Source organism: Neoroseomonas rubea (assembly GCF_016106015.1).
GTDB classification, from domain to species: domain Bacteria; phylum Pseudomonadota; class Alphaproteobacteria; order Acetobacterales; family Acetobacteraceae; genus Neoroseomonas; species Neoroseomonas rubea.
Map to the genome: position 1 here is coordinate 1 of NZ_JACADQ010000343.1, position 4,419 is coordinate 4,419.

Here is a 4,419-nt window from a genome sequence, read left to right on the forward strand (position 1 = left end):
CGCGGCGGCTTCCTGCGCCGTGGCGGCGCCGGCGGCCGCGAGCGGCAATTCGCCGCGGGACCGCTTGCCGGCCTCCGGCCCCAGGCTGCCGGGGCGGTTCAGCACGGCGGCGAGGACGCCGGCGGGGCCGAGCGCCATCCAGGTCCCGCCCGCGCTGCGGTCCCGTCCGCCGATCACGCCCGGCGCATCGTCCCACCACGCGCCGGGGGGGTCCCACGCACGGTCGACGCGTTCGTCGCGGTTCGCCGCGACCAGGCAGGGCCAGTCATGCCCGGGGCGATGCAGGATGATGAGGGTGCACATGGCTGGCACGCTGCGGCCGCGCGGTGCGGCCGGCAATGCCCCGTCAGAAGCGGAAGTTCAGCGAGACGCCGGGCGGGCCGTAGTAGTAGGCCGGCGGCGGGGCATAGTAGACGGGCGGCGGCGGCGCGTAATACACGCGCGGCGGCGGCGCATAGTAGTAGCGCGGCGGCGGCGCGTAGTAGCCGCGCGGCGGCCCGTAGCTGTAGTGGCGCTGCTGGGGCGGGCCCCAGCCGCGACCGGGATGCCCCCAGCCATGCCGGTCGCCGGCCTCGGCACTGCCGGGCAGGGCGCTGGCACCTGCGAGGGCGGCGAGGCCAGCCAGGGCGAAGGTGCGGATCCGGCGCATGGTTGGTTGACTCCTCAACATGACGAAAACGTTAACGCCCTCTTTTGGCCGAAAGACGGCGAAGGCGCCACGGTTTCGACGCCTCATCCCTCCCCGAAGACGCGGCGGAAGATCGTGTCGACATGCGCGAAGTCCCGCCGCGGATCCATCGCCGCGTCGAGCGCGGGGCCATCGAGACGCGCGGAGACCGTTGCGTCGGCGAGCAGGTTGTCGCGAAAGTTCCGCGCATCCGGCGTGCCGAGGGCCTGCCACGTCGCCATCGCGGCGCGCTGCACAGCGCTGTACGCGTCCTCGCGGCTCATCCCGGCCTGGGTGAGCGCGAGCAGCACCTTCTGGCTGTGCACGACGCCGCCGAGGCTTTCGAGGTTCGCAGCCATGCGCGCGGGATAGACGGTGAGCTTCTCCATCATCCCGGTCAGGCGCATCAGCGCGAAATCGAGCGCGATCGTCGCATCGGGGGCGATCACGCGCTCCACGCTCGAATGGCTGATGTCGCGCTCGTGCCAGAGCGCGACGTTCTCGAGCGCGGGCACGGCATAGCCGCGCACCAGGCGAGCGAGGCCGGTCAGGTTCTCGCTCAGCACCGGGTTCCGCTTGTGCGGCATGGCGCTGCTGCCCTTCTGGCCGGGGTGGAAGAATTCCTCGGCCTCGCGCACCTCGCTGCGCTGCAGGTGGCGCACCTCGGTCGCCAGCCGCTCGATCGCGCTCGCCACCACGGCCAACGCGCAGAAGAAGGCGGCGTGGCGGTCGCGCGGGATCACCTGCGTGCTGACCGGCTCGACCGCCAGGCCGAGGCGGTCCGCGACGAAGGCCTCCACGCGCGGATCGACCGAGGCGAAGGTGCCGACGGGGCCGGAGATCGCGCAGGTCGCAACTTCCGCCCGCGCCGCGACCAGCCGTGCCCGGCCGCGCGCGAATTCCGCATAGTGGCCCGCGAGCTTCAGCCCGAAGGTCGTGGGTTCGGCGTGGATGCCGTGGCTGCGCCCGACCGTCGGCGTCATGCGGTGTTCCATCGCGCGCGTCTTCAGCGCCGCGAGCAGCGCGTCGAGGTCCGCGATCAGCAGATCCGCCGCGCGCGCCATCTGCACCGCAAGGCAGGTGTCGAGCACGTCCGACGACGTCATGCCCTGGTGCATGAAGCGGGCCTCGGGCCCGATCCCCTGCGCCATCCAGGTCAGGAAGGCGATGACGTCGTGGCGCGTCTCGCGCTCGATCGCGTCGATCGCCGCGACGTCGGCGTCGGAAATTGCGGCGGCGCGGGGTTCGCCCTTCTCGCGGATGATGCGCGCGGCATCCGTCGGGATCGTGCCGATCGATGCCATCGCCTCGGCCGCGAGGGCCTCGATCTCGAACCAGATGCGAAAGCGCGCGGCGGGCGACCAGATCGCCTCCATCTGCGGGCGGGAATAGCGCGGAACCATGGCGGGCGCTCCGGTGGCGGTTTCGGGAAGCGTTTCGCGCGGGCAGGGCTGCCGCGCAAGGCATGCCGGCCACGGCTTCTCCGGGGTTGCCGCGGGCGGGCCCGGCGGCTAACGCTAGCGCCCTTGATTTGACCCACTACGCTCCGGGAACGTCCGCCCCATGTTGGAAATGCTGCCCGAATGGCTCCAGCCGCTGGCGATGGTGCTGTTCATCGATGTCGTCCTCGCAGGCGACAACGCCATCGTCGTGGGCATGGCCGCGGCGGGACTGCCGGCCGAGCAGCGCAAGAAGGCGATCTTCTGGGGCATCATCGCCGCGACGGTGATGCGCATCGCCTTCGCGTCGATCACGGTGCAGCTGCTCTCGATCGTGGGCATCGTTCTCGCCGGCGGCGTGCTGCTGCTCTGGGTCTGCTGGAAGATGTACCGCGAGCTGCGCGACGGCGGCGGGCACGACCATCCGGATGTCACCGAACAGCATGACGGCGTCGAGGCGCTGGAGGGCAGCGAGCCCGGCGCGCCGCGCAAGACGCTGCGCCAGGCCATCACGCAGATCCTCGTCGCCGACGTGTCGATGAGCCTCGACAACGTGCTCGCCGTCGCTGGCGCCGCGAAGGACCACCCCTACATCCTCATCATCGGCCTCGCGGTCTCGGTCGTGCTCATGGGCGTCGCCGCGACGCTGATCGCGCGGCTGCTCGACAAGCATCGCTGGATCGCCTGGGTCGGCCTGCTCGTGATCCTCTACGTCGCGTTCCAGATGATCTACGAGGGCACGCACCAGGTCACGGCCGCGGTGCCGGAGGCCTATGCCTACCTCTTCTTGCCGCTCGGCTTCCTCGCCCCGGCCATCGCCGGCGTCTTCCCGGTCTGGCTCTGGGTCGGCGCGACCTTCCTCCAGCTGGTGATCTATACCTCTGTCATCACCCTGGTCGCGGGCGCCATCCGGGACGCGAGCCGTCGCGGGGCGAATGCCTGACGCCCCGCACGCGGCGCCGTCCGGCCACGAAGCGGCCGGATTCCGATGCGCTCCTTCCCCCAGCCATGGCGGGACGATACGACGCATGACGGGACAGGCGTTGCGCAGCACGGCCCGGTGGGGCGCGGCGACCGGCATGATCGCGCTCGCCGCCTGCGCGGCCATCGAGGAAGCGGGCCGGCCATCCCTCGACACGATCGCGCAGCGGATGCCGGCGCAACTCGCCGGCTTCATGCTGGGCGAGACCGCGCGGCGGCCCGGCCCCGCCCTCGCGCTCGACTACGCCACAGCGAACCGCAGCGCGGTCGGCGCCATCCTGGTCTATGACGCGCCCGGCGGGGCGGCGCCCGCTGATCCTCGGTCACCGACCATCGAGCGCGAACTCACCTCCGCCGTCGCGGAGGTGAGCGAGGCGCCCTATGGCCGCGGCGGCCGCCGCCTGACCGAGCGCGAACGCATCACGATCGCCGATCCCGGGCTGCGCTGCGCGATCATGACAGGCTCCTTCGGGCGCGCCGCCGTGGTGCGCCACGTCTGCATCGGCGCCGCGCAGGGGCGCTTCGTCCGCGTCCAGGTGACCATGGCCGACCGCAATCCGCCCCCGGCCGACGCCGCCGCCTTCGCCGCGGCGGGCCTCAGGGCTGTTCGCGGCGGCTGACCTTGCCCCGCCTCAGCGGAGGCAGCGCAGGAAGACGGTCGAGACGTGCGCGACCTCGCCGATCTCGGCCGCGCTGCGCGGCTGGCCGACCGGGTCCTCGAGCTGCGGCTGCACCCCGTGTTCGCGCATGAAGTCCACCGCTTCCGTGTGCTTCACCGCGAAGTTCACGTTCTGCGGAATGTCGCCCGTGCGCTCCGCGATCCGCTGCGCATTGAGCTTGGAGACGATGACGCCCACCACCTGGCCGCGCAGGTCGAGCAGCGGCCCGCCCGAATTGCCCTGCTGCACCGGTGCGCTGATCTGGATCTGGCGCGGATTGTCGCCCAGGCCCGCCAGCGCCGAGACATCGCCCGTCGTCAGCGTGGGGCCGGAGGACAGCAGGCCCGCAAGCGGGAAGCCGTAGGTCACGACGTTCTCGCCCCGCCGCACCTCGGCCGCGCGGCGGAAGGGCAACACGGGGCCGGGGTCGCTTTCCGTGCGGAGCAGCGCGAGGTCGCGCTGCGCGTCGGCGGCGATGATGGTGGCCGGAATCTCCTGGCCGCTCGACAGCCGCGCGCGCATCGCCGTGCAGCCATCGACGACATGCTGGTTGGTCATGATCTGGCGCGGCGCGACGATGAAGCCGGTGCCGGAGGAGACCATGCGCTGGGCCCCGCCATCGCCGGCGCCGCCCGGCGCCCCGCCTGGCCGGCCGGGGGCGGCGGCGCCGAGC

At 72.3% G+C, this 4,419-nt stretch carries 5 protein-coding genes and 1 pseudogene; 2 read left to right on the top strand and 4 right to left on the bottom strand.

The window, feature by feature from the left end; genetic code table 11:
* From HW577_RS21320 to purB, 3 genes are all read right to left on the bottom strand, one after another.
* Nucleotides 1-303, bottom strand: a 303-nt coding sequence (locus tag HW577_RS21320) for an NRDE family protein (RefSeq protein ID WP_198378130.1), incomplete at its 3' end; no start/stop codon positions are given.
* Nucleotides 304-346: 43 nt separating this feature from the next.
* A complete protein-coding gene (locus tag HW577_RS21325) occupies nt 347-649 on the bottom strand; it encodes a hypothetical protein (RefSeq protein WP_198378131.1) in 303 nt (100 codons plus the stop codon).
* An 83-nt stretch (nt 650-732) separates the two neighbouring features.
* Nucleotides 733-2,070 (bottom strand): adenylosuccinate lyase, encoded by a 1,338-nt coding sequence (gene purB / locus HW577_RS21330; RefSeq protein WP_198378132.1) that lies wholly within the window; start codon nt 2,068-2,070, stop codon nt 733-735.
* Nucleotides 2,071-2,230: 160 nt separating this feature from the next.
* Between purB and HW577_RS21335 the strand changes: the two are divergent.
* A pseudogene (locus HW577_RS21335) lies at nt 2,231-2,863 on the top strand (TerC family protein); the annotation flags it as partial.
* Between the two features lie 271 nt (nt 2,864-3,134).
* The gene (locus tag HW577_RS21340) at nt 3,135-3,707 is read left to right on the top strand and encodes a hypothetical protein (protein WP_198378134.1); all 573 of its coding nucleotides are present in this window, start codon (nt 3,135-3,137) and stop codon (nt 3,705-3,707) included.
* Nucleotides 3,708-3,719: 12 nt separating this feature from the next.
* On the opposite strand, the gene HW577_RS21345 is transcribed toward HW577_RS21340, so the two are convergent.
* A partial coding sequence (locus HW577_RS21345; protein ID WP_198378135.1) for a S1C family serine protease occupies nt 3,720-4,419 on the bottom strand: 700 nt, incomplete at its 5' end.

Excerpts from the sequence above, each read along its gene's own strand:
- HW577_RS21340 (WP_198378134.1), top strand. The coding sequence starts at position 3,135 with ATGACGGGACAGGCGTTGCGCAGCACGGCCCGGTGGGGCGCGGCGACC.
- HW577_RS21325 (WP_198378131.1), bottom strand. The coding sequence starts at position 649 with ATGCGCCGGATCCGCACCTTCGCCCTGGCTGGCCTCGCCGCCCTCGCA.
- purB (WP_198378132.1), bottom strand. The coding sequence starts at position 2,070 with ATGGTTCCGCGCTATTCCCGCCCGCAGATGGAGGCGATCTGGTCGCCC.